The sequence below is a fragment of the Devosia sp. genome (assembly GCF_028290435.1).
Taxonomy (GTDB): Bacteria; Pseudomonadota; Alphaproteobacteria; order Rhizobiales; family Devosiaceae; genus Devosia.
On record NZ_JAQGJV010000020.1, the window covers coordinates 1 to 23,069 of the forward strand.

General features: G+C 63.5%; 20 protein-coding genes and 1 pseudogene. 6 read left to right on the forward strand and 15 right to left on the reverse strand.

Translation table 11 applies throughout. The annotated features are described in order from the left end of the window. The 11 genes and pseudogenes from JWP26_RS05670 to JWP26_RS05720 form a co-directional block, all read right to left on the reverse strand. Nucleotides 1-213: pseudogene (locus JWP26_RS05670) on the reverse strand (glucarate dehydratase); the annotation flags it as partial. A gap of 14 nt (nucleotides 214-227) precedes the next feature. Further along, nucleotides 228-1,007, reverse strand: a complete 780-nt coding sequence (locus JWP26_RS05675) for a TIM barrel protein (RefSeq protein WP_299724580.1) — start codon at nucleotides 1,005-1,007, stop codon at nucleotides 228-230. Beyond that, nucleotides 1,004-2,026 carry a hydroxyacid dehydrogenase gene (locus JWP26_RS05680; protein ID WP_299724582.1) on the reverse strand — a complete coding sequence of 341 codons (1,023 nt, stop codon included), beginning with the start codon at nucleotides 2,024-2,026 and terminating at the stop codon, nucleotides 1,004-1,006. The genes JWP26_RS05675 and JWP26_RS05680 overlap by 4 nt, the downstream gene beginning before the upstream one ends. Continuing rightward, a complete protein-coding gene (locus tag JWP26_RS05685) occupies nucleotides 2,023-3,189 on the reverse strand; it encodes an SGNH/GDSL hydrolase family protein (protein ID WP_299724584.1) in 1,167 nt (388 codons plus the stop codon). The genes JWP26_RS05680 and JWP26_RS05685 overlap by 4 nt, the downstream gene beginning before the upstream one ends. Nucleotides 3,190-3,196: 7 nt before the next feature. Then, on the reverse strand, nucleotides 3,197-3,946 hold the full coding sequence (locus JWP26_RS05690) for an SDR family oxidoreductase (protein WP_299724586.1): 750 nt from the start codon (nucleotides 3,944-3,946) through the stop codon (nucleotides 3,197-3,199). Nucleotides 3,947-3,961: 15 nt separating this feature from the next. Next, nucleotides 3,962-6,292 (reverse strand): heparinase II/III family protein, encoded by a 2,331-nt coding sequence (locus JWP26_RS05695; RefSeq protein WP_299724588.1) that lies wholly within the window; start codon nucleotides 6,290-6,292, stop codon nucleotides 3,962-3,964. Nucleotides 6,293-6,364: 72 nt separating this feature from the next. Beyond that, nucleotides 6,365-7,918: an extracellular solute-binding protein gene (locus JWP26_RS05700; RefSeq protein ID WP_299724696.1), complete on the reverse strand. Its 1,554-nt coding sequence runs from the start codon at nucleotides 7,916-7,918 to the stop codon at nucleotides 6,365-6,367. Between the two features lie 54 nt (nucleotides 7,919-7,972). Then, nucleotides 7,973-8,854: a carbohydrate ABC transporter permease gene (locus JWP26_RS05705; RefSeq protein WP_299724589.1), complete on the reverse strand. Its 882-nt coding sequence runs from the start codon at nucleotides 8,852-8,854 to the stop codon at nucleotides 7,973-7,975. Nucleotides 8,855-8,865: 11 nt separating this feature from the next. Then, nucleotides 8,866-9,795, reverse strand: a complete 930-nt coding sequence (locus JWP26_RS05710) for a sugar ABC transporter permease (RefSeq protein ID WP_299724590.1) — start codon at nucleotides 9,793-9,795, stop codon at nucleotides 8,866-8,868. Between the two features lie 10 nt (nucleotides 9,796-9,805). Beyond that, complete coding sequence (locus tag JWP26_RS05715; protein WP_299724592.1) at nucleotides 9,806-10,909, reverse strand: ABC transporter ATP-binding protein; 1,104 nt, start codon at nucleotides 10,907-10,909, stop codon at nucleotides 9,806-9,808. A gap of 42 nt (nucleotides 10,910-10,951) precedes the next feature. Further along, the gene (locus JWP26_RS05720) at nucleotides 10,952-11,665 is read right to left on the reverse strand and encodes a GntR family transcriptional regulator (protein ID WP_299724594.1); all 714 of its coding nucleotides are present in this window, start codon (nucleotides 11,663-11,665) and stop codon (nucleotides 10,952-10,954) included. 356 nt (nucleotides 11,666-12,021) lie between these two features. On the opposite strand from JWP26_RS05720, the gene JWP26_RS05725 reads away from it, so the two are divergent. Continuing rightward, on the forward strand, nucleotides 12,022-12,885 hold the full coding sequence (locus tag JWP26_RS05725; RefSeq protein WP_299724595.1) for a MurR/RpiR family transcriptional regulator: 864 nt from the start codon (nucleotides 12,022-12,024) through the stop codon (nucleotides 12,883-12,885). A 7-nt stretch (nucleotides 12,886-12,892) separates the two neighbouring features. Here the strand turns inward: JWP26_RS05725 and JWP26_RS05730 are convergent, their stop codons facing one another. The 3 genes from JWP26_RS05730 to JWP26_RS05740 are packed head-to-tail and all read right to left on the reverse strand — an operon-like array spanning nucleotide 12,893 to nucleotide 16,400. Continuing rightward, the gene (locus tag JWP26_RS05730; RefSeq protein ID WP_299724597.1) at nucleotides 12,893-14,059 is read right to left on the reverse strand and encodes a Gfo/Idh/MocA family oxidoreductase; all 1,167 of its coding nucleotides are present in this window, start codon (nucleotides 14,057-14,059) and stop codon (nucleotides 12,893-12,895) included. Nucleotides 14,060-14,088: 29 nt separating this feature from the next. After that, entirely contained in the window at nucleotides 14,089-15,609 is a 1,521-nt protein-coding gene (locus JWP26_RS05735) for a mannitol dehydrogenase family protein (RefSeq protein ID WP_299724598.1), read from the reverse strand. After that, nucleotides 15,606-16,400, reverse strand: coding sequence for an SDR family oxidoreductase (locus JWP26_RS05740; RefSeq protein WP_299724600.1), 795 nt, complete (start codon nucleotides 16,398-16,400; stop codon nucleotides 15,606-15,608). Before JWP26_RS05740 ends, JWP26_RS05735 begins: the two co-directional genes overlap by 4 nt. Before the next feature lie 256 nt (nucleotides 16,401-16,656). Here JWP26_RS05740 and JWP26_RS05745 point away from each other — a divergent pair, with 256 nt between their 5' ends. The 5 genes from JWP26_RS05745 (at nucleotide 16,657) to JWP26_RS05765 (ending at nucleotide 22,256) form a co-directional block, all read left to right on the forward strand. After that, on the forward strand, nucleotides 16,657-17,571 hold the full coding sequence (locus tag JWP26_RS05745; RefSeq protein WP_299724602.1) for a sugar phosphate isomerase/epimerase: 915 nt from the start codon (nucleotides 16,657-16,659) through the stop codon (nucleotides 17,569-17,571). Nucleotides 17,572-17,643: 72 nt separating this feature from the next. Beyond that, nucleotides 17,644-18,681 (forward strand): substrate-binding domain-containing protein, encoded by a 1,038-nt coding sequence (locus JWP26_RS05750; RefSeq protein ID WP_299724604.1) that lies wholly within the window; start codon nucleotides 17,644-17,646, stop codon nucleotides 18,679-18,681. Between the two features lie 88 nt (nucleotides 18,682-18,769). Continuing rightward, nucleotides 18,770-20,302, forward strand: a complete 1,533-nt coding sequence (locus tag JWP26_RS05755) for a sugar ABC transporter ATP-binding protein (protein WP_299724698.1) — start codon at nucleotides 18,770-18,772, stop codon at nucleotides 20,300-20,302. Beyond that, the gene (locus JWP26_RS05760; protein WP_299724605.1) at nucleotides 20,299-21,273 is read left to right on the forward strand and encodes an ABC transporter permease; all 975 of its coding nucleotides are present in this window, start codon (nucleotides 20,299-20,301) and stop codon (nucleotides 21,271-21,273) included. The genes JWP26_RS05755 and JWP26_RS05760 overlap by 4 nt, the downstream gene beginning before the upstream one ends. Next, nucleotides 21,270-22,256, forward strand: a complete 987-nt coding sequence (locus tag JWP26_RS05765) for an ABC transporter permease (RefSeq protein WP_299724607.1) — start codon at nucleotides 21,270-21,272, stop codon at nucleotides 22,254-22,256. Before JWP26_RS05760 ends, JWP26_RS05765 begins: the two co-directional genes overlap by 4 nt. Before the next feature lie 96 nt (nucleotides 22,257-22,352). On the opposite strand, the gene JWP26_RS05770 is transcribed toward JWP26_RS05765, so the two are convergent. Beyond that, entirely contained in the window at nucleotides 22,353-23,015 is a 663-nt protein-coding gene (locus JWP26_RS05770; RefSeq protein WP_299724609.1) for a TetR/AcrR family transcriptional regulator, read from the reverse strand. Nucleotides 23,016-23,069 lie beyond the last annotated feature (54 nt).

A 23,069-nucleotide genomic window follows, 5' to 3' on the forward strand; every position in this document is an offset into this window, starting at 1 on the left:
GAATGGATCGAGACCCACCAGCGCCGGCGCAGCGCGGCGCAGACCGGCCAGGGCCTTGATGCTGCCATAGCTCTCGCCGAGGCCGATCGTGCCGTCGTCGCAAACCAGCTCGATAATGGTGCGCAACGCATAGGGCTGGTGCACGCCCTTGCAGTTGAGCAAGGGCTTGTCGGGGATGGCGACGGGCGTGAGACGAACTTCGGCAATACGCATAATATTGTTCCTGGTTACCACCACGAGCGGGCGGCATGCAGCGCCTGATCCAGCGGCGGCAGTTCATTGTGCCAGTGGCGTTCCCATTCGAGGCTGATGGGGATGGGTTTCGCGGCTTCGAGCAACGGCAGCAGCGCGGCCATGGGAAACTCGCCCTGCCCCGGCAACACATAGTGGCGGCCATCGGCGCGCAGGACGCTGTCCTTGACGTGGACATGGACCACGTAAGGGGCGATGGACCGCCAGGTCGCAACCGGATCGGCGCCGCCCTTGGCCCAGGTGTGGTGGGCATCCCAGAGGATGGCCGCGGCGGGGAGGCGCGCGACGAATACGGAGAGTTGGGCAGGCTGAGCGAGCGCGTCGTGGGTTTCGATCATGAGATCGACGGCCAGGCCGCGTCGCTTGCGCTCGGCCTGCCAGTTGGAAAGTTTTTCGCCGGCCTGCGCATAGTCGCTGTCCGAGAGGGTTTCGCCGCCATCGAAAATTCGTAGATAAGGCACGCGGGCGGCCTCCGCCCAAGGCAGGAATTGTTCCAGTTCGCCAAGGTTTCCCCCGCCGAAGAGGCGTGCAGATGTGCCAAGCCCCACGATGCTGATGGGAGTATTTTCGAGCCAGCGCGCGAAGGTTGCCGGGTCCCCGAATTCGGCGGCCAAGGCCTGGCGGATGTCGAGCGAGCCGGAAATCACCCGCAACTCGATAGCCTCGATGCCATAGGTTTGCGCCAGTTCTGCCGCTTCGTGAACGGACAGATCGGGGCAGCCTAGGGTGGAGAAGCAATGGGTCAACGTGCTCATGCGATGCGGTCCAGTTCGGTTTCGCTCACCGCGAACAGCGGCGGCTGGCCAGTGACGAAGCGTTCGATTTCGGTGATGGCGAGATCGGCCAGCCGGCGCAATTCATTGCCCTGGGCGCCGGCGATATGCGGCGTCAGCGCGACATTGGGCAGATCGTAGAGCGGGCTTTCAGGCGGAAGCGGCTCGGGGTCTGGCGTATCGATCAGCACCCGCAGCCGCCCGGACTGCACTTCTGGCAGCAGCGCATCGTGGTCGAGCAGCCAGCCGCGCGCGGTGTTGATGAGCACGGCATTGTCAGCCATCAGCGCCAGTTCGGCCGCGCCGATCATGTGGTGGGTTTCGGGCAGGACCGGCGCGTGCAGCGATACCGTATCGGACCAGCCTAGCAGCGGGTGCAGGTCCATTTTGGTAGCGCCCATGGCGGCTGCATCCTCGGCGCTGAGGAAGGGGTCGTAGACCGCGACGGCGAAATTGGCGTGCACCAGCATCTCGATGGTGAGCCTGCCTATGCGGGACGCGCCCACAATGCCGATACGGCGGCGATAATTGCCGAGGTGCGACACGTCCATGCTGATGCGCGTGCCGAAGCCGCCCGTGCCGCGCTGCTCCCGATGGGTATCGCGGATGCGGAACACGTCCTTGCCGCACATGATGATCGCGGCGAAGGTGAATTCGGCGACCGGCACGGCCATGGCCGACACCGCCGAGGTGATGAGAATGTCGCGCCGCCAGAACGGCGGCGGGGCAACGGCGCGCACTGACGCCGCCGCATAGGCCACCATTTTGAGATTGGGCGCGCGCGCGAGCCGAGCTTCGGTCAAGGGAGGCACGCCCCAAGCGGCGAGCAGGATATCGGCATCGCGCAGGGCGGCTGCACCGGTGGGATCATCGAAATCGGTGAGGGCGTCGCGCAAGATGATGTCGGTGACCGCTTCAAGGCGCGTCCATTCCTCGGGGCCGAAGAAGCCAGCGGGCAATTCATCGCGCATGGCAAGCAGCAGCTTGGGTTTAGCGGTCATGAGCGCACCGGAGCGGGAACGGGGCGGATGTCGATGTCGCCGATATCGAGATGGAGCGGGGTGGCTTCGGTGGCCAGGATCACGTCGAGGGTGAGGGTCGGCGAGTCCGTTCCCGGTCGCAGGCGGATGGGTGGTGTGCGCAAGAGGCCGCTCCAAGCCTCGGCCGGATAGGGCCAGAGTTGACCGTCGTCGGACTTGGAGGGGGCCAGGGAGATGGATCGCAGCCCCTCCTCCGCTGGATCGGTCAGAACGAGCGAGAGACCCAGAATGCCTTGATGGGCGGGCACGGCGATGGTGCAGCTGGCCGTTATCCAGGCGCCAGCACCGGGATAGACGATGTCGTCGGCCAGGACGTGGCTCGAACTAGCGGTTGCGTTGATCGACTGGTCTTGGGCGCGGGTGAGATTGCCGAGCGGGTTGTTGATGGCGTCGAAGCGGTCGTCCGGCGCTACGAGCCGGGGGGCGGCATGGGGGACGAGCGAGGCCAGGTAGGTGGCCAAGGCCTTCCCCACGGCGAAGCCGCCGGTGACGGAGAAATGGGTGCCGTCATTGGAGAAGCCGGCCTGGGGCGTGCCGTCGGGATCGGCGGTGTCGACCCAGGGGGCGTTCCAATCGAAGACGTGGCAATTGGCGTGGCGGGCGGCGAAATCCAGGCTCATCTGGTTGATCCAGTGCGCCTTGGCGCGCTCGGCGCCGCCTGATGCCCATTTTTGGGTGCCACGCGCCAGAATGGGCAGCAGGATCACGGTCTTGCCGGCGGCGAGCACGGTCGTGGCGATGCGAGCACGGATTTCGGCGATGGTTTCCTTGGTTTCCACCATCATGTCATTGGTGCCGGCATCGACAACGATCAGATCGAACTCCTCAGCCAGCAATCGGGCGACGCGCCGCTCGATCTCGATGGCCTTCTGGCCGGAGACGCCGAAATTGAGCCCGGTGAAGAAGCGACTGATGCCGGGCTGATTGCTGCGCTCCCAGCCTGGCACGACGGCCGGATCGTGATGGATCGGGCAGGCCAGCCGCCCATGCGACAGCACTTCGGCCCAGCTCATCCAGCCGCGCGCCGAGGTGGCGATATGACTGTCGCTGCCATTGTGATTTTGCTGCACGAGCGAGGTGCCAAGAATGGCAATTCGCCCGGCGCGGGGGATGGAAACAGCCATCATTGCCTCAGGAATAGAGCACGCCACCGTTGATGTCGTAGCAGGCGCCGGTGATATAGGCCGCATCGTCGGACGCAAGGAACGCCACCAGCCCGGCCACGTCTTCGGAGGTGCCTTCACGCTTGAGCAGGGCCGCGCCCGCGACCCGTTCGCGCACTTCGGGCTTGGTGAAGGTGTCGTGGAAGGCAGTCGCGATCATGCCGGGGCAGACGGCGTTGACCCGAATACGCGGTCCGGCTTCCTTGGCCAAACCACGGGTAAAAGTCATCACCGCGCCCTTTGAGGTGGCGTAAGCGATGGCGCCGGGGCCGCCGCCGTCGCGACCGGCCTGAGAGGAGAAGGTGACGATGGCGCCGCCCTCGGTCATTTCGGGCAATACGGCTTGTGTCGTGAGGAAGAGCGAGGTGAGATTGACGCTCATCACCTGGTTCCAGAACGTCTCGTCCATTTCGGCCAAGGTCTTGCGCGCCACCAGCCCACCAGCGACATGGACCAGCCCATGGATGGCGCCGAAACGGTCGGTGGCGGCGGCCACGGCGGCGTCGACTGCTTCCTTCTGCGTCAGGTCGGCCTTGAGCGCGATGGCCTTGCCGCCGCGCTGTTCGATTTCGGCCACGGCGGAGCGGGCGCCCTCCTCCGCGCCATTATAGGTCAGCACCACATTGGCGCCTTCCTCGGCAAAGCGCAGGGCGCAGGCGCGGCCGATATCGCGGCCGGCACCGGCAACGAGGACAGTCTTGTTGGAAAAGCGCTGCATGATGAAACCTCTGATCTAGAATTTCTTGGGAAGGGTGAGCTTGAAGCGCTGGTCATCGACATCGGTGAAATAGATGTCGGTGGCAAAACCCTGGTCGTCGATGAAGCTGAAAATGCGCTTGGGCGCGTCGAGGCTGTAGGGGACCAGCAGGGTGACCAACACATGGCTCCTGGCTGCCGGAACGCTGGCCCGGATGTGATGGTGCTGTTCCAGTCCCTCGGTATCGGCGGGGTCGATTTCGGGGAAACCATGCACTGCAGTGATGGTGGGCGCGCCAGCGGACGAGAACACGAATTGCCCGTAAAACCCGGCCCGCTCGCCGTGATAGCGGAAGCTTGTGCGGCCGGCATCGGGCGCATTGGTGGTGTGGCAAAGCCAGTCCAGCGTGACGGGTTCGGTGGCTTCCACACGATCGACGATGACGAAATAGCTGTCATCGACGAAATGGATTTCGCGCTCGGCTTTCTGCACAAGCGGATTGGTCACGCGATACGCCTCGGTCGCGTCCCCGACGATGCGGACATGGCCGGGAGCTTCTTCGACGGAGACAATCTGGCCGGCGGCGCGACGGGCCAGGGCCTTGTCCTTGTCGGCATACTGGCCCTTGCCGTCGATCAGGATGGCATTTTTAGAGCGGGTCTGGCGCCGCCAGTCGCGGTGCATGCTGGAATTGAACGCCACGTAATGGCCGGACTGGATCGCCAGGTCCTCGCCATAGGCATAGAGCAGGAAGGCGTTTTGATCGCCGTGACTGTGGCTGAGCGAGCCATAGGCACTCGACTTGAACAGGAACTGAATGTGCCGCGCCGGATCATCCATGTGCTTCTGAATGGCGACCCAGCCGATATCTTTGAACCATTTTACGGCAGGCAGATCGGCCGGCGACAGCGCCTCGACCGGCGCGAAATCGTGCCGGTATTGCAGGTCGTCGAAATTGAGATCCCACCAGCCGTAATTGTAGAAGGCCATTTCGGTGCCGGCGGCGTCGGCCTTAAGTCGTTCGAAATACCATTGATAATGGCCGTTCCCCGTGACCCCGCCGAACTGGCGCACATTGTAGCCCACCTTGAGGCCGGGCAGATCGCCCAGCGTTGAATCATCGCCGAAGCAGGCGCGGCGCGTGCCGGGGGCCTTGGTGTAGAGCGGAAAGCCCCCGGTATTCTGGAAGAACGGGCGGCGATAGAGATCGACGCCGAGGTATTTGCGCAGGAGATTAGCCGCCTCGATGAAATAGGCGATGCCGGTCATCCAGTAATGCGGACCCTCGGCCCAGCCGCCATCGGTGCCGGCCCAGGGCGAATAAAGCGTGGCGAGGAAATCGAGCGTGTAGTCGAGCCAGACCGTGGCCTCCTCACTCTCGCCATCGAGCGCGATGCAGGCCGGGGTCAGCACGGCCGACAGCGAACGCACGGCGTGGCTGTCATAGGGGAAGACCTGGATGCGGGCATGGGCGATGACGTGGTTGGCCACTTCGCGCGTCCGGATCAGCAGCACGGCGCGGACCTCGTCGCGCTCGGCCTCGGTCAGGTGATCGTGCAGCCAGTCATAGCCCCAGGCCAAAGCCACGACGACACGGAAACCGGCTTCGTCATTATAGGCGCGCGAGGTCGGCCCGGTCGGGTCCCAACGGGCAACGGCGAGCAGCCAGTCGCGAGATTTATCCAGCAGTTCGATACGGCCCAGCACCTTGCCGGCGATGGCGAGGTGGCGGATCGCGTAGATGATCTCCTGGCAGTCGATATACATCTGCCGCCACAGCGTCGCGACGCGGACATTGTCGGGATAGGGTTTCGGCTCGGCGATGATGGGCCGGTCGATCCATGGAGCGACCGATTTCTCGTAGAACTGGTCCCAGCCGGCATGGCCGGCATCGGCTTTGACCGAGGCCAAGAATGTGCCCAGCTCGTCCGGATTCATCCACAGTCGGGGATGGCGCAAATCGCTCGCCGCGCGGCGAGCCGCGATCGATGGCACCGGCGTTTCTGGCAAACCTTCGGCCAGATCGAAACTGCGGACGCTGCTCCAATCCGAACCTGCTGCGCCGGTCTTGCCGTCCCAAAGGGCGTAGCTCCAGAAATGGCGACCCGGCGGCAGTGATGCATCGGGGGTGAAGAAATTCCACGCGAGGTCCGTGTGGACGCTGGTGCGGCCTTCGGGAAAGCTCGAAGCATCGGAGACGCGCAGCACATAGCGCGCACCGTCGTCGATATCGGGTAGCCATGAAAAGCGCGGCGGGTTCTCCGTCGGCGCGTGGTCCGCGTCGGGCATATAGGTGATGGTCAACGAACCCGGCCGGGGTTCATCGAGAATGGATTTGCGCAGCTTGGCCGGGGCAGAGGAACGCATCGCCTGCTGAACTCCTGATCAAGGGAAGGGTGGGTGGCGGCGGGGAGGCCGCCACCCGGGAGGACGGAACCGCTATTGCGCGGCGCCGTATTGGCGGTCATAGGCGGTCTGCATGACCGCGATGACTTGGTCGTAGCCCATATCGGTCAGGCGCTGCTTGTAGGCATCCCAGCCGGTATTGATGTCCTGCGCGCCAAGCACCCAGGTCTGCTGCATCTCGGTCATGTAGGTGAGCAGGCTCGGCCAGTATTGATCGTAGATCGCCTTTTCCTCGGCATTGAGCGCGACCCCCAGGAACTCGTCCTTGAGGCAATCGCATTTCTCGTACATGGCGATGCCATCGAGCGCGATCTGGTTGGTCCACTGGCGCTCATATTCATAGTCCATCCAGTAACCGCGCGGCACCTGGGCGCCCACGGCCCAGAGCTGGGCATTGACCGGCTCGCCATTGGTCAGCAGCTCTTTTTTGAACTGCGGCTTGCCGTCGACCATGTCGTAGGTCAGCCCTTCGACGCCGAAATTCGACATGGTCCGGCCCTGTTCGGAGAACCAGAAGTCGAAATATTTGATGGTTTCGACCGGGTGTTGGTTGGTGGCCGATATGGCCCAGCCGGCGGGCTGCACCTGTTGGCGGCGCGTGTCCTCGAAGCGGTCGCCCGACACGGTCTTGGGCGGCAGCATGGGGACGAAGTTGAAACCCTCGATGGTGGGCCGCAGCGCGTCATTATAGGTGGCGGTGCTGGCGAACCAGTCATGCATCATGCCGCCCAGATTGTTGCCGAGCAGGAATTCGCGCGACCGGGAGCCGCGGGTGAAGATCTCCTTGTCGATCAGCCCTTCCTTGTACCACTGCGCCACATTGGAAATGCCGGTTTTGTAGTTCTCTTCAGCCCAGGGATGGCGCACCTTGCCGTCATAGGTGGCAAAATCGCCGTAGCGCTCGGAGCCGGAGACGCGGGCGTCCCAGAGGTTGATCAGGCGGACGGCATCGACCACATCCCGGGCGAAGTACGGGACTTCGTCCTTGACGCCATTGCCATTGGGGTCCTGGTCGCGGAAGGCCGTGAGGACGGCGTGGACTTCCTCTGGCGTTTCAGGCTGCTTCAGGCCCAGCTTGTCCAGCCAGTCCTGGCGGATAAACCAGCCGCGCGAAAACTTCCCGTCCGGCACATAGGGGATGAAGTAGATATTGCCGTCCGGGCCCGAGATCGATGCCTTGATCGCAGGGTGGCTGTCGAAGAAGGCCTTGAGATTCGGCGCGTTCTGTTCGATCAGGTCGTTGAGCGGAACGAAGGCGCCCTCCAGCCCGTAACGGATGAAATCGTCCTTCAGCCCGCCCGTCGCGTCGCCACCCACGATGTCGGGCAGATTGCCCGAAGCGATCAACAGGTTGAAGGCGTCGCGACTGCTGGTCGTTGCCAGCGAGGCCACATTGCGCACGTGGATATTGGTTAGCTCGGCGGCCTTCTTCTCCACCGGCCAATCTTCCGTGTAGACGTATTTGTCGCGGAAATGGAAGTGGATGGTGAGCTCGAGCGGCTCCTCGGTAATCTTAGGCGCCTCCTGCGCCCAGGCCAGATTTGGGATGACCAGGTTTGGTGCGGTCAGGGCGACCGCGATGGTCATGCTCAACACGCCTTTGAGAAATGCTTTCACAGGATTTCCTCCCTTGTGGTGCAGTTATTCTTTGACGCCACCCAGCAGGATGCCTTTGGTGAAATAGCGCTGGGCGTAGGGGTAAATGATGAGGACGGGAATGATCGAGGCGACCATGATCGCGGCCGTTACCGTCTCGAACGAGTACTGGGCATTGAGCAGGCTCGAAGCGAATTCGTCGTTGGAATTGAGATCGACGATGACGCGCTTGAGATAGACCTGCAGCGGGATTTTATCTTCGCCGCGCAGCAGCACCATGGCCCAGAAATAGCCGTTCCAGCGCGAGACGATGCAGAACAGCGCAACCGTGACGATCGCGGGTTTGGAGAGGGGAATGAACACCTTCCACAGCAGTTGGATTTCGCTGGCGCCATCCATCTTGGCGGCTTCCTCGAAGGACTTGGGAACGGCTTCGAAGAAGTTGCGCAGCAGGATCACGTTGAAGGCATTGCAGGCAAAGCCGATGATGATGCCGAAGCGGCTATCGAGCAGTCCCAGATCCCGCATATTGAGGAAGAAGGGGATCATGCCGGCGTTGAACCAGAGCGTGAAGGCGATGGCGATGTTGAAGAATGTCCGCCCGCGCAGCCGCTTGCGGGACAGCGCATAGGCGCCCGGGATCATGATGAGGAGGCTCATCAGCGTGCCGCCGAAGGTGTAGATGAAGGTGTTGCCATAGGCGACCCAGAACATCTTGTCCGACAGCACCCGCTCGTAGGCGGCCAGTGTCAGCCCGACCGGAAAGAACGTGACCTTGCCCGAGGTGACGGCCGCGCCCGAAGACACCGACACCGCCAGGATGTAGATGAACGGATACAGCGTCGAGAGCACGAACAGCGTCAGCAGGACCGCATTGGCCCATCCGAAAATCTTGTCGCCGCGCGTATAGAGATTGAAGGCTGCCATTTATCTTCTCCTCACCACAGCGACGTCGACGACAGCTTCCGGCTGATCCGGTTGGCCGAGTAGACGAGGACGAAGGCGATGACGGCGTTGAACAGGCCGGCAGCAGTTGCCAGGTCGTATTGGGTGCCCTGCAGGCCGGTGCGGTAAATGAAGGTGGAGACCACGTCGGCCGTCTCGTAGGTCGAGGGCTGGTAGAGCAGGATGATGTATTCAAAGCCCACTTCGACCAGATTGCCGATGCGGATGATCAGCATGATGATGATGGTGGGCAGGATGCAAGGCAGCGTGATGCGCCACATCATCTGCCAGCGCGAGGCGCCGTCGACGCGGGCACTTTCGTAAAGCGTCGGGCTGACCCCGGCGATCGCCGCCAGATAAACGATGGATTCAAAACCCGCTTCCTTCCAGACGCTGGACCCGATGAAGATGGTTCGGAACCACTCGGGCTGGGTCAGGAAATAGATGGGTTCGAGGCCGACCCATTTGAGCAGGATGTTGATGACCCCGGTCGATGGCGACAGAAAATTGATGACGATACCGGCGACGATGACCACCGAGATGAAGTGCGGCAGATAGACCACGGTCTGGGCCCAGCGCCGCGCCACCGCGCTCTGCACTTCGTTGAACATCAGCGCCAGGATGATCGGTACCGGGAAGGCGAAGATCAGGCCGATTGAGCTGATAATGATGGTGTTGAAGAACGCGCGGATGAACAGCCCGTTGTTGAACAGCTCCTGGAAATGGGCGAACCCGACCCAGGGGCTGGCAGCGACGCCGCGGAAAATCGAAAAATCCTTGAAGGCGATCTGCAGCCCGTCCATGGGCTTGTAGAGGAACAGCACAAACCAGATGACCATGGGCGCCAGCAGCAGGTAGAGCTGCCAATCGCGCTTCAGATCTTCGCCGAGCGTGCGCAGATATTCGCGAAAGCGGTGGTCCATCGCCCTGCCCTCACGCCAGCGTCTTGAGGGTTCGACCCGTTTCGGCGTCGAAGACATGCATGCGACTAGTGTCGATCCCCAATCGGCGGATATCGGCGAGGTCGTGGATGGCCGAAAGGGTCTCGGCCTTGGCGATGAAGGGATGATCATCGATGCGGCCATGCAGCAGCGCCTCGGCACCCAGCGGCTCGACCAGATCGATGACGCAGTCGATGCCCTCGGCGGCGGAATCCGCTGCGACCAGCATGGCCTCGGGCCGGATGCCGAGCTTGACGGCTTGGCCGTCCCTTGTGTTGCGGGCGAAAGCCTCGGGAATGGCCAGGCTCTGCCCTGCCCCACCAGCAATCACGCCACGAGCCTTGCCATCGACCATCGAGATTGTCGCGTCGATCAGGTTCATCGGCGGGGAGCCGATAAAGCTGGCCACAAAGGTATTGGCCGGCTCAAGAAACACGTCCATGGGCGAGCCGACCTGCTCGATATGGCCGTTGTTCATGATGACGATACGGTCAGCCAGTGTCATGGCCTCGACCTGGTCATGCGTCACGTAAATGCTGGTGGCTTCCATCCGGCGGTGCAGCAGCTTGATCTCGGCGCGCATATGGGTACGCAGCTTGGCATCGAGATTGGAAAGCGGCTCGTCGAACAGGAAAACCTTGGGCTTGCGTACGATGGCGCGGCCCATGGCGACGCGCTGGCGCTGGCCACCGGAGAGGTCGGCGGGCTTGCGCTTGAGATACTCGGTCAGGCCCAGAATTTGCGCTGCCTCGGCCACCGCCTTGTTGACCACATCCTTCTTTTCGCGCCGCACCCGCAGCCCGAAGGCGATGTTTTCAGCCACATCGAGATGGGGGTAGAGCGCATAGTTCTGGAACACCATGGCCACGTCGCGATCTTTGGGCGCGACCTTGTTGACCGTGCGCCCGCCGATGGACACCGTGCCGCCTGATATGTCTTCGAGCCCGGCCACCATGCGCAAGGTTGTCGACTTGCCGCAGCCGGAGGGACCCACCAGCACCACGAATTCCTTGGGTTGGATGGAGAGGTTGATGCCGTGCACAACCTCAAGCGCGCCATAGCGCTTGACGACGTCGTTGATCTCGACTGCGGACATGGAAAGGCTCCTCCTCAGGGCCCTGGAGTTTCAGGAGACGGTCTATTCAGCGACCGTCTTGGACCCACGCGGAGCGCGCTTCTTGGGCACGCGGGTATTGATCTGTTCGATATAGGCCCAGATCTTGGGGTTCTTGGAGAGTTCGGCGATCTTGGATTCGAGCGAGCCCAGATGCTTGGCAACGGCCTGCTGCGCCGCCTCCACGTCGCCCGATTCAATGGCCACGACGATGGCCTCGTGCTCGCTGATCACCTGCTCGGTGCGGCGCACGGCGAAGACGCGCTTGAGATGGCGCATGCGGTCCATTTCGCCCTTGGCCTGGTTGACCACGCTCCAGGCACCCGGAAGGCGGGCGGCCGCAAAAATCGTGCGATGGAATTCCTCATCGAGCAGGAAGAAGTTCGTGAATTCTTCGTCTTCGGCCGCCGTGCGCTGTTCGGCGAGGCAGGTCTTGAGGCGCGCTATGTCCTCGAAACTGTGCCGCTTGGTGGCCTCGATCACCGCGCCCTCTTCCAGCTTGAAGCGGATGAAGCAGGCTTCCATGTAGCGTTGCACGTCAATGGGCGCGACATAGGTTCCACCCTGCGGCACGACCTTCAGGAAGCCGTCCTCCGACAGCCGGATGATGGCCTCGCGGACCGGCGTCTTGCTGACATGCAGCAGCGCCGCGATTTCTTTTTCCGACAGCGCCCGCCCGGGCAGCAGCTTCACCTCGACGATCAGCTTGCGCAGCAGGCCGTAGATTCGATTGGCCATATTGCCGACCGATGGCAGCTCATCGGAACGCACAAGTTCCGACAACGGCAGTGATGGAAATTCGCTCGTAGGAGACATATCAATCCACTAACTGATATCTTAGTTTCGCTGGTGATATATCTTGTGCGCATCGCTTGTCAACGCCCAAACCGGGTTCGTGTACCCGCTCGGAGCTGGCACCGATCCCGCAGATGGTGGAATAGGTGCGATCCCGACGATCGATTTGAAGTACGATGCAAACGTCGTAGTGGTGATAAAGTCATTGTTCCGACAGGCGAATGCCATGAGGGACCGCGACCTCAAAATTCGACTGAGCGCGGCGAATATTTAGTCGCTGTAAGACTTTAGGAGCCGTGTTGGCAGACCAGACCAAGGACAGACCGCCGGCGATCGAGTTCGCAACCTTCATGGCCGAGCTGACCGAGCGCGAGAGCAAGCTCAGCCGCCGCCTGCAGCAGGTGGCGCGCTTCTTCGTCAACAATCCCGAGGATGTGGCGATCCACACCATCGTCGAACTGGCGCGCCAGGCCGGGGTGCAGCCCTCCGCCATCACCCGCTTCGCCAAGGAGATGGGGTTTGCCGGCTTCAACGGCCTGCAGAGCGTGTTCCGGCAGCGTCTGCTCGGACCGCGGATGACCTACGACGAGCGCATGAAGTCCTTCGCCGATGCGCCGCGGCCCACCAAATCCAAGGTGTTGCATCTCGACGAGCCGAGCCTGGTTTTCGACACCTTCGTGCAGGCTGCCATGGACACGCTGATCCGGTTGCGCGAAGACGTGGATCGCCTAGAGCTTCAGGGGTTTGTGGATGTGCTCGCAAAATCCGGCGCGGTTCACATTCTTGGCGCGCGCGGCGCCTACGGTGTCGCTACCTACTGTTATTACAGCCTATCGCGCGTCGGCAAACGCGCCCACCTGATCGACAATGTCGGCTCGATGCGCGAGCAACAGCTCGCCGCCGTCGATGCGAATGACGTGCTGTTGGTGCTGACATTCGACGATTACACCCCCGAAACCATCGACATCGCCCAAGCGGCGCACCAGAAAGGCCGCACGCTCCTGGTGATCACCGACAACGAGCTCAGCCCGGTGGCAAAGCTCGGGGCGCACACGCTGTTCGTCAAGGAAGCCCGGCTCGGCCACTTCCGCTCGCAGGTGCCCGCCATGGTCTTGTGCCAGTCGATCATTATCAGCCTGGGAAAGCTGATCGAGCGCGCCTAGACTGGTCCTAAAGCCTGGTCCAGGCGGAGCCCGCTAGGCTCGAATTCACCGCAGCCTCGATGAACCGCATGCCGAGCAGGCCATCCTCGACGCTGGGCACATGCCCGCCACTGGCCCCCTCTCCGCTCCGCCGCCGCAGGATCGCGTCGACCGCGTCGCGGTAAAGATTGGCAAAGCCCTCGATATAGCCCTCGAGATGCTCGGACGGCATCCGCGACACGTCGGCCGAGGCTGGGCCGAGGCCGGGACCGCCCCGGACGAGAATGCGGGTCGGCTCGCCGAACGGGGTGAAGCGCATGATCTCGGGCTCATGCCCCAGCCATTCGAGGCCGGCCTTGTCACCGTAAAGCTTGAGCGCCAGGCGATTGCCGCTTCCGGGCGACACCTGGCTGGCGATCAGCACGCCGCGGGCGCCATCTGCGTAGCGCAGCAGCACATGGGCATTGTCATCCAGCCGGCGGCCGGGAACAAAGGTGGTTAGATCTGCCGCGACAGCCTCCGGCGCCATGCCGGTGACGAACTGCGCCAGGTTGAAGGCGTGCACGCCGATATCGGCAAGGCAGGCCGAGCGGCCGGCGCGCTCGGGATCGGTGCGCCACTCCGCCTGCTTCTGGCCGTCGGCATCGATCGGCTGGGTCAGCCAATCCTGGATATATTCAACGCGGACCACGCGCAGCGTGCCGAGCTGGCCTGCCGCCACCATGGCACGGGCCTCACGGACCATCGCATAGCCGGTATTGTTGAAGGTCACGGCAAACACCAGGCCGGAGGCCCTGGCGAGGGCGGCAAGCTCTTCGGCCTCCGCCAGCGTTGCCGAGAGCGGCTTGTCGCAGATAACGTCGATGCCGGCGGCGAGGAACGCCTTGGCGACCGGCGCGTGCAGATGATTGGGCGTCACAATGATGACGGCCTCGATGCCGTCGGGGCGCCCAGCCTCGCGCTCGGCCATTTCGGCAAAACTCGAATAAGCGCGGTCGGCCCCAATGCCGATATCGGCTGCCGAGAGACGCGCGCGTTCCGGGTCCGACGACAGGGCGCCGGCGACCAGTTCGGTGCGATCGTCGAGCCGCGCCGCCATGCGGTGCACGGCGCCGATGAAGGCATCGCGCCCCCCACCAACCATGCCGATCCTCAGGCGCCGCGTGGCGCGGGCATCACTGCGTGCATCAACCATTTTTGCCACCCCTTGGCAGACGACTTACTCTAGATCAGCGCCGCGACGACTTCGATGGCTGGCGCGGCGCGCAACTGCCCGACGAATTGGGCGAGCCTGGCTTTGACCGGCTCATTGTCCACCAGGTCGGTGCCGAAAATATCCGCGAGCTTCAGCATTTCGGCAACGAAACCCGCCGGATCGCTGCCATAGCGGCGACCGATCTCCGTGGTCACCCAAGCCTTGGGGTCGCGCACATCGATGGGCTTGTTCTGCCAGTGCAGGCCGCCCGCGTAGCACATCCATCCCGCGATGCCGAGCAGCAGGCCATTGGCCGGGCGACCAGCCGTGAGGCACGCGTGGAGCGGTTCGAGCAAGCGCTGCCTGATCTTCTGCGACCCGTCGGTCGAAATCTGCAGCGTGCCGTGCTTGAGGTCGCCATTTTTCAACCGGCGGATCGATTGCTCGACATAGGCCAGCACGTCGATGCCGGAAACCGGGGGCAGTCCCGGCACCACTTCGTCCATGATGGTGCGCCGCGCAAAGGTCTCGAATACCTCGCTGCCCATGACTTCGGACATGAATTGCAAATCCGACAGCAGGCCAAGCTGGCACACATTGGACTGGATGCCGTTCAGCACCCGCATCTTGAGGATTTCATAGGGCCGCACGTCATCCACGATGAGCGCCCCGACCCGGTCCCAGGCCGGCATGGCGCAGCGATGCGTGTCCTCGATCACCCACATGCGGAACGGCTCGCCGACGACAAGGCCGAAATCGGCAATGCCGGTTTGCGCGGCAAAGCGCTCGATATCGCCCGGTTGCGTCGCCGGCACGATGCGGTCGACCATGGTGTTGAGGAAATGCACGTCCCGGGCAATGCGGTCGCCAATCGCGGCGTCGACGCGCTGGGCCAGTCCGAGAACGGCCCGCCGCAGCGTCGCGCTATTGTCGGGCACGTTGTCGCAACTCATGATCGCCAGCGGGCCCGCCCCGCGCTGCAACCGCAGCGTCAGCGCTTCGAGGATAAAACCAGGGACGGAGCGCGGAGCGCGCGGATCGGCGATGTCGTGCACGATATCGGGATGGTCGAGGTCAAGCTCGCCGGTCGCGGGGATGTGGCAATAGCCCTTCTCCGTCACCGTCAGGGTGATCAGCCGGATGGCTGGATCGGCCGCGGCCTCGAGCGCCACGCGGAGCGACAATCGATAGGGATCGTAGCTCTCGTCCAGCACCGAGATATGCGCGATTTCCGAGCCGACCAGGCGGCGATCAACGGCGCCATCCTCGCGCAGTTCGCGGCAGAACAGGCCCGACTGGGCGCCGAGCGCGTTGGCGATATCGGGCGCACGCAGATTGATGCCGACGATTCCCCAGTCGCCGAATGCGGCCTGCAGCGCATCGTCGGTCCACTCGGCCTGGTGGCAGCGGTGGAAAGCGCCGTCGCCAAGATGGACAATGCCCGGCTTGAGTTTCGTGCGGTCGTAGGCGGGGCGCTGCACTGATGCGGGCAGTTGCGCCGCCGTAGCGGGCGTCAGGCGCTCGGCACCCACGAGCGGCAAGACGCTCATGGGCCGCGTCGGGCCGGTGCGCCGACCACGCTCTGTTCGAGATCGACCAAGGCGCCGGTCATCAGGCCAGCGCTGTCGCTCAGCATGAACAAGGCGAGCTGGGCGACCTCGTCGTCGGCAAGCATGCGCCCGAGCGGCATGTTGGCCGCGGCCCGCGCGGCCCAATCGGCACCCTTGCCAAGCGTAGCGCTCTGCATCTGGTTCTCGCCGGGGGTTGCGGCCCAGCCCATCATGATGCCGTTGACGCGGATCCGGTCGGCCAGATGCGCATTGGCGGCGTTGCGCGTCAGGGTTGTGAGAGCCCCCTTGGTGGCCGAATAGATGGCCAGTTCCGGAGTGCCGCAATAGGCGTTCATCGACAGGATATTGACGATGGCGCCCGGCGCCTTGCGGCCGAGCATGTCGCGGATGGCGGCCTGCATCAGGAAGTACGGTGCCTTGGCGTTGACCGCGAACAGCTTGTCCCACAGCTCCGGCGATCCGTCGAGGAACGAAGCTCGATCGGTGCGGCCCGCCGCGTTGACCAGCGCGTCGATGCGACCGAACCGCTTGATGGTCGCGGCGGCGACCGTTTCGGCGGCCTCAGCCTCCCCCAAATCGGCGGCAATGAAATCGACCAGGCATTGCTGGGTGCCGAGGTCTCGCGCCAGTGCCCTGCCCCGCTCGGTATCACGACCGGTCAACATCACACCGGCAGCGCCGCCGGCGACGGTGAGCGCGGCAACCTTGGCGCCGACGCCCTGCGTCGATCCCGTCACCAGTACGATCTTGCCGTCCAACCGAACGTCCATCTCATCCAACCAGAATTTCAAACGTTGCAATATGGAATTACATTTCCAATCGACACTGTCAAACGCTAGCCGAACTCGGTCGAAGGCCTCCAACCGCCCGGAAGAGTTGGACTTTTTGGCCTGGCGTGCAAAAGCGCAAATAGAATATGCTCGATTGACGTGCTAAAAACGACCATCCATATTGGCAGAAATAGAAATCCGGTTCCGAAAGAGAAGGCCATAAGGCCTGGTGGAACAAGGAGCCAGGGAGGCAAAGATGCAGCTCGGCATTCTGACCGCGCCTTTTGCGGAGACGCCGCTTGACGACGTGGCCGATTGGGCCGCGTCGGTCGGGTTTGAAGCGCTGGAAATTGCCTGCTGGCCGAGATCGTCGGGCGCCACCCGTCGCTATGCAGGGACAAGCCACATCGACGTCGCCAGCCTCGGCGCCTCGCAAGCCAGGGACATCGTCGCCTCGCTGCAAGCCAGGAAGCTCGCCATTTCGGCGCTCGCCTACTATCCCAACCCACTCCATCCCGACCTCGCCTACCGCCAGGCCGCGATCGAGCACCTCAAATCCGTCGTCAACGCCGCCAGCCTGATGGGCCTGCCGGTGGTCAACACTTTCGTCGGCGGCGATGCTGCCCAGACGATCGAGGCCAACTGGAAAGAGGCCGAAAAGGTCTGGCCGGAAATCATCGCTTTCGCCCGCGACAAGGGCGTGACCCTGGCGTTCGAGAACTGCCCGATGCTGTTCAGCGCCAGCGAATGGCCGAGCGGCCACAACATCGCCTATTCGCCGATGATTTGGCGGCGCATTTTCGAGGCCTGGGGAAGCGATGTGGGGATGAACTACGATCCATCCCACTTGGTCTGGCAGATGATCGATGGCGCCCGCTTCATCCGCGAATTCGGCGCGCGCATGCTGCATGTGCATGCCAAGGACCTGCTGATCGATCGCGATGGTCTGTACGAGCGCGGCATCATGTCGGCCGGCATCGGCTGGCAGATTCCGCGCATGCCGGGGCTTGGCGAGGTGAACTGGACTGTGTTCTTCTCGGAACTCTACCGGGCCGGCTATGACGGGCCGGTCATCATCGAGCACGAGGACCGGCAATTCGAAGGCAGCGACGACAAGGTCAAGCGGGGCTTCCTGCTCGCCCGCGACGTGCTGCGGCCACTGGTAAAATGAAATTCTGCAACGAGAGTCCATAAGGACCGCGGACAACAAGGGCCGGAAGGCCACAAAGGGAGAGGAAACCCCATGCGACTTGCGAAGACTTCAATCATCTCACTGCTCGCCGGCGCGGCCATTCTGGCGTCGTCCGGCATGGCCTTTGCCGCCGGCACCTACACGATCGGCGTCTCCAACACCGTACAGGGCAACGGCTGGCGCGAGGAAATGATCTGCGCCATCAAGGCTCAAGCCCTGGCTTCCGGCGAAGTTGCCTCGCTGAATATCGCCCACCGCAATACCGATGCCGCCGGCCAGCTGGAAGATATCCGCAACCTGATCAGCGCCAAGGTCAACGCCATCATCGTCAATCCGTCGGATCCTGCTGGCATCGCGCCCGCCCTGCAGGAAGCCGAGGCCGCCGGCATCACCGTCGTCGTCGTCGACCAGTCGGTCACCGATCCCAATATCTACACCATCCAGAACAACCAGTCGGATTATGCCTATCTGGGCGCCAAGTGGCTGTTCACGCAAATGGGCGGCAAGGGCGGCGTGGTCTATATGCGTGGCGCCGCCGGCGCTTCGGCCGACACCGATCGCGATGCCGGCTTCAAGAAGGCCCTTACCGAGTTCCCCGACGTCAAGGTGGTGAGCGAGACCTTCACCGGCTGGCAGCAGGACCAGGGCAAGCAGCAGATTCTCGACTTCATCGCGTCGGGTGTACCGTTCGAGGGCATCTGGACCTCGGGTATCGACAACGTCATCGTTGATGCGCTGACGGAATCCGGATCCAAGCTCGTGCCCGTGGTCGGCGCCGATAATGCCGGCTTCGTCGAGCAGCTCAACACCGTCGCCGGCCTCTCCGGCGCAGCGGTTACCAATCCCGGCTCCGTCGGCGGCGCCGGCGTGACGCTGGCGCTGCAGGTGCTGGACGGCAAGGCCCCCGCGGAAAAAAGCAACTTCGTCACCCCAGTGCTTTGGGAGAACGTCACCCCGGAGGGCAAGGCCAATCTGCTGGCTGCCGCCGATCCGTCGCTGAACAAGGAATGGCCGGTGTCGATCTCGATCCCGGACTGGACCACCTACACCAAGGAACAGATCATCGCCTGCAAGGGCCCAGGCGAATAGACTCGATCCGCACACACTCGTTGAGTGGGGACACCGGTCAGGCACTGGCGTCCCCGTTCGCTTTCACGGATTTTTTCTCGCCATGCCGATGACGACGAGCCCACTCCTTGAAGCCAACGGCCTGGTGAAAACCTATGGCGCGGTGCGCGCGCTGCGCAATGCCTCGCTGTCCTTGCTGCCCGGCGAAGTGCATGCGCTGATGGGTGCAAACGGCGCCGGCAAATCCACCATGGTCAAGATCCTGACCGGTGCCCTGCGTCCGACCGCCGGCAGGATTGCCATCCGCGGCGTAGAGCAGAAGGTCCGCTCGCCCGCCGATGCGCGGCGTGCTGGCCTCGTCTCGGTGTATCAGGAGCCATCGCTGATCCCCGATCTCGATGTGCTGTCCAACCTGCGGCTGACCCGTACGCCGGTGGACGCGTTCCGCCACTGGGTTCACGAATTGGGCGTGCCCGATCTCGACCTGGGCGAGATGGCGCGCGACGTGCCGCTGGCGATCCTGCGCGTCCTCGATCTCGCGCGCGCTTTGGCCATCGAACCCGATGTCCTGCTGCTCGATGAAATGACCGCGGCCCTGCCGGCCAATCTTGCCGAAAAAGTGCTTGAGGTGGTGCGCAAGCAAACCCAGACCGGCCGATCGGTGATCTTTATCTCGCACCGGTTCCTAGAAATTTCAGCCCTGTGCGACCGGGCCACCATCCTGCGCGACGGAGAAACTGTCGGCGTCTTCGATATCGGGCCCGATGTCGAAGACCGCATCGTGGAGCTGATGCTGGGGGAGCGCATTCTGCGCAAGCACGGCGCGGCGGTCGCCGCAGAGGCCCGCCCGCATGCGCAGGGTAAAACCCGACTCAGCGTACGCAATCTGCGCGTCGGCACCAAGCTCAACGACGTATCGTTCGATCTGCATGACGGCGAGGTCGTCGGTGTCGTCGCCCTCGAAGGACAAGGGCAGGACGAGCTGTTCGCCGCGCTGGCGGGCTCGATCCGTCCGAGCGCGGGCGTCATCGAGGTCGAGGGTGAAGCGGTGAAATTCGGCAAGCCGCGCGACGCCATCGAACGGGGCATCGCCTACGTGCCGGGCGACCGCAGCGACGCCTTGCTGATGCACCGCTCGGTGCGCGAGAACATCGCCCTGCCCTTCAGCGCCGGTGTGCGGCGCTGGGGCCCGATCAATATGGGCAACGAGCGCTCCACCGTGCTGCGCGCCATCGAGCGGTTGCAGATCGACACCCGCGCCCAGGGCGAGGTGCGGCGGCTCTCCGGCGGCAACCAGCAGAAGGTGACGATCGCCCGCTGGATCGCCGCCGACGCCAAGACCATTCTGTGCTTCGATCCGACACGTGGCATCGACGTTCGCACCAAGACGCAGATCTATGCGCTGGTTCGCGAGCTGGCGGCACAGGGCAAGTCCGTCCTCTACTACACCTCCGAACTCGAGGAAATTCAGCTGGTCTGCGACCGGGCGGTGGCCATCTTCGGCGGCAGGGTTGTCGACGTGCTGCCGGTCGGGATCGCCGACGAACTCGCCTTGACGCGGGCGGCCTATGGCCTGCCGCGCGATGCGGCTGCCGATCTCGGCATCCTGGCCGACCCAACCCATCCGAGGGCCGCGCCATGATCGCCTTTTCGCTGCGGCAGAGCTGGGTGATCGGGCTCGTCGTGCTGTTCGTCGCGCTGTTCGTGATCACCCGCTTCATCCAGCCAGCTTATGGCGCCAGGGACTTCGCGTCTCTAACCCAGGCCGCGCTGCCTTACGCGTTCGCGGTGGCGGCGCAGACCGTCATCGTGCTGGCCGGCGGCATCGACCTGTCGATTGCCGCGATGATGGCCGTGACCAGCGTCACGGCGGCACTGCTGATGAAGGACCAGAGCGCGGCATCGGCGCTCTACGCGGTGCCGCTGGTGCTCGCCTTCGGCTTCGCGCTGGGCGCCCTCAACGGCATTCTCATCACCATCTCCCGTGTGCCCGACATCGTCGTCACGCTGGCGATGATGTTCGTGCTGCAAGGCGTGGCCCTGCTCATCCTGCCATCCCCGGGCGGCGGCGCCGCCGATTGGCTGAAGGCGCTGGTGGTGGGCTCGTTATCGGTGCCGGGGCTGCCCGAGGCCATATCGGCCTGGATACCGCATGCGCTGCTTGTGGTGGTCATTGCGGTGTGCGTGGTGTGGATACCTCTCAAGCGCTCGCAACTTGGCCTCAGTATTTACGCGATCGGCAGTAGTGAACTGGCCGCGTTCCGCAGCGGCGTTCCCGTGGCGCGCACCCGCATTCTCGCCTATGGCATCGGCGGTATCTTCGCCGCGCTGGGCGGCCTGACGCTGACCATGAGTACGGGCATCGGTGCACCGATCCCCGGACCCTACCTGCTGGCCAGCGTTGCCGCGGTGGTGCTCGGCGGGGTGGCGCTGACCGGGGGGCGCGGCGGACTGGTCGGCCCCATCGTCGCCGTGTTCGTCTTGCGCCTTGTGCGCACCGACCTGACCTTGCTGTCGGTCGATCCCAACGTTACCACCATCATCGAGGGGGTGATCATGGTCACCGTCGTCATGTTCGGCGCCTTGTTGGCCATGCGGGCGCGATCGACATGAGCGAAATCGCCAGCCCCTTACCGCAGCCTCACCTGGGCCGACGCCTGCGCCGCCTCATGGCGGATCAGCCGATCATTCCGCTGATGGTCCTGCTGATCCTGCTTTGCGCGGTGCTGCAACTGCTCAGCCCCGGCATCATCAACCCCCTATGGGTTGCCAATACGATAAAGTTCGCCATTCCCCTGGCATTACTGGCGGGCGCCCAGACCTTGACCATGCTCACCGGCGGCCTCGACCTGTCGGTTGGCACCGTGGGGACCATGGCCGCCTTCATCATGGCGACGCAGATCGGCCACCACGACCCGGCAACAACGCTGGCGTTATCACTGCTGCCCGCAGTCTTGATCGGGCTTGCCAACGGCGTCGGCGTCGGCATCTTCCGGGTGCACCCCCTGATCATGACCCTCGGCACGGGCCTCGTCGGTTCGGGCATCCTGCAGGTCTATCAGCGCACCGTCATCGCCTCCGGCTCGGAAATCCCGCCCTTCATCGTCTGGCTGGGCACCGGTCTCACCTACGGCGTGCCCAATGCTCTTCTGCTCTTCGTGCCGATCGCGGCGCTGATCATTTTCGTGCTGCGGCGCACAGGATTTGGCCGGCAGGTCTATGCCATTGGCGACAACGAGAAGGCGTCGCGCCTGTCGGGCTCGACCTATTGGCAAGTCATCCTGGCGCTTTACGTCGCCTCCTCGCTGCTCGCCGCCATTGCCGGCCTGCTTTATGTGGGCGTGATCCGCACCCCGTCGCTGACCCTGCTCGAGCCCCTGGTACTGCCCTCGGTGGCGGCAACAATTATCGGCGGCACCTCCATCTTCGGCGGCCGCGGCAGCTATGCCACCGCCATCCTCGGCGCCCTCATCCTGCGCGTGCTCACGACACTGCTGACCGTGTTGCAAATGCCCGAAGGACTGCGGCAGGGGCTGTTTGGCCTCGTGATCCTGCTCGTCACGGCCATCTACTTGCGGATAATCGAAGACAGTTAGCCGATCGGACGCGTGGTGCTAACGGCCGCGAAGCATCTGCGCAGGAAGTGCCGACCGGGGCGTAGTCGGTGATTGAGGCGCGTTGGCCACACGGCCCTAAGCCGCGTAAAACTTCAGGAACATGTCCACACCGCTGGCGACTACACGGCTGATTTCTTCGGCGGGCATTTCATGCGGCAAGTTGCCGAAGAGACGCCGCTTGAACGAGGAGGCCATCGACAGATCGATAAACTGCCGTGCTGCCAGTTCGGTATCGTCGATGCGCAGTTCGCCCGATGCGACCTTGGCGTCGAGGAAAGCCTTGAGCACGACGATGGCTGAAAATGGATCGGGGCCGAAGAACCGCGTCGCGAGGTCGGGCATGCGTTCGGTTACCGCCAGCACCATGCGCTGCGCCCGGATCACCACGTCGGAGGTCATCTTGGTGGTAGTGGCAACGCCAAAGCGCTGCAAGGCCTCGGCGGTGGATTGGGCTTCATTGAGCTCATGCTCGGCGAAGGTCAGCATGGCCGTGCGTTCGCGGTCGATCAGATTGGCGAACAGCTCTTCCTTGTTCTCGAAATAAACGTAGATCGTACCCTTGGAGACGCCGGCCTCGGCGGTGATTTCATTCATGCTGGCGGCTTCGAAGCCAAGCTTGAGAAAGCAGTTCTTGGCACCGTCGAGAATCTGGTCACGCTTGGCGGGGTCCTGCCCCGCCGCGGCGCGCCCACGCTGGCCCGCCGGAGCAAGTGGGGCGCCATTTTGTGAGTCGGTCACTATGCACTCCTTGCATGGTTGGCGTTCGAACCGAGCGGTTCGATTTATCTTGAT

What these genes read in the sequence shown, in the direction of transcription:
- JWP26_RS05675 (WP_299724580.1), bottom strand. Translation starts at nt 1,007, where the DNA reads ATGAGCACGTTGACCCATTGCTTCTCCACCCTAGGCTGCCCCGATCTG.
- JWP26_RS05680 (WP_299724582.1), bottom strand. Translation starts at nt 2,026, where the DNA reads ATGACCGCTAAACCCAAGCTGCTGCTTGCCATGCGCGATGAATTGCCC.
- JWP26_RS05685 (WP_299724584.1), bottom strand. Translation starts at nt 3,189, where the DNA reads ATGGCTGTTTCCATCCCCCGCGCCGGGCGAATTGCCATTCTTGGCACC.
- JWP26_RS05690 (WP_299724586.1), bottom strand. Translation starts at nt 3,946, where the DNA reads ATGCAGCGCTTTTCCAACAAGACTGTCCTCGTTGCCGGTGCCGGCCGC.
- JWP26_RS05695 (WP_299724588.1), bottom strand. Translation starts at nt 6,292, where the DNA reads ATGCGTTCCTCTGCCCCGGCCAAGCTGCGCAAATCCATTCTCGATGAA.
- JWP26_RS05700 (WP_299724696.1), bottom strand. Translation starts at nt 7,918, where the DNA reads ATGACCATCGCGGTCGCCCTGACCGCACCAAACCTGGTCATCCCAAAT.
- JWP26_RS05705 (WP_299724589.1), bottom strand. Translation starts at nt 8,854, where the DNA reads ATGGCAGCCTTCAATCTCTATACGCGCGGCGACAAGATTTTCGGATGG.
- JWP26_RS05710 (WP_299724590.1), bottom strand. Translation starts at nt 9,795, where the DNA reads ATGGACCACCGCTTTCGCGAATATCTGCGCACGCTCGGCGAAGATCTG.
- JWP26_RS05715 (WP_299724592.1), bottom strand. Translation starts at nt 10,909, where the DNA reads ATGTCCGCAGTCGAGATCAACGACGTCGTCAAGCGCTATGGCGCGCTT.
- JWP26_RS05720 (WP_299724594.1), bottom strand. Translation starts at nt 11,665, where the DNA reads ATGGCCAATCGAATCTACGGCCTGCTGCGCAAGCTGATCGTCGAGGTG.
- JWP26_RS05730 (WP_299724597.1), bottom strand. Translation starts at nt 14,059, where the DNA reads ATGGTTGATGCACGCAGTGATGCCCGCGCCACGCGGCGCCTGAGGATC.
- JWP26_RS05735 (WP_299724598.1), bottom strand. Translation starts at nt 15,609, where the DNA reads ATGAGCGTCTTGCCGCTCGTGGGTGCCGAGCGCCTGACGCCCGCTACG.
- JWP26_RS05740 (WP_299724600.1), bottom strand. Translation starts at nt 16,400, where the DNA reads ATGGACGTTCGGTTGGACGGCAAGATCGTACTGGTGACGGGATCGACG.
- JWP26_RS05745 (WP_299724602.1), top strand. Translation starts at nt 16,657, where the DNA reads ATGCAGCTCGGCATTCTGACCGCGCCTTTTGCGGAGACGCCGCTTGAC.
- JWP26_RS05750 (WP_299724604.1), top strand. Translation starts at nt 17,644, where the DNA reads ATGCGACTTGCGAAGACTTCAATCATCTCACTGCTCGCCGGCGCGGCC.
- JWP26_RS05755 (WP_299724698.1), top strand. Translation starts at nt 18,770, where the DNA reads ATGACGACGAGCCCACTCCTTGAAGCCAACGGCCTGGTGAAAACCTAT.
- JWP26_RS05760 (WP_299724605.1), top strand. Translation starts at nt 20,299, where the DNA reads ATGATCGCCTTTTCGCTGCGGCAGAGCTGGGTGATCGGGCTCGTCGTG.
- JWP26_RS05765 (WP_299724607.1), top strand. Translation starts at nt 21,270, where the DNA reads ATGAGCGAAATCGCCAGCCCCTTACCGCAGCCTCACCTGGGCCGACGC.